Annotated in this window: 1 pseudogene; it reads right to left on the bottom strand. The window is 61.0% G+C overall.

The features are described from left to right. A pseudogene (locus OGX96_RS22645) lies at positions 1 to 323 on the bottom strand (DNA primase); the annotation flags it as partial.

Raw genomic sequence — 323 nt, 5'->3', positions numbered from 1 at the left:
CGCGCGGTCATCGGGTCGCTGAACGTCTGCATGAGCTGGCGCACGATGACGGCCAGCTCCCGGGCGATTTTATCTTTCAGTTTCGGGTCACGCTCTTCCGGGGCAATCTGTTCCGGGAAGTGCATTATCACCCGGCGACGCGACACCCCGCCGCTGCGGTCGGTGAAACGCATCGGATTGTTGTTTACGGCCAGTATCACCGCCGGAATATGGGTGGAGTATGCATCGCGGTATTTCGGGTCAACGGAGACCGCATCCCCGCCGGTGATGGCCTTGAGTCCTGCCCCGTCACCGCTCCATTTCTCCTGGTCAGGCAGACGTAT

It is taken from the genome of Citrobacter sp. Cpo100 (assembly GCF_030332595.1).
GTDB classification, from domain to species: Bacteria; Pseudomonadota; Gammaproteobacteria; order Enterobacterales; family Enterobacteriaceae; genus Citrobacter; species Citrobacter portucalensis.
The sequence above is the reverse complement of the archived record's forward strand: the minus strand, read 5'-3'. Positions and strand labels throughout refer to the sequence as shown.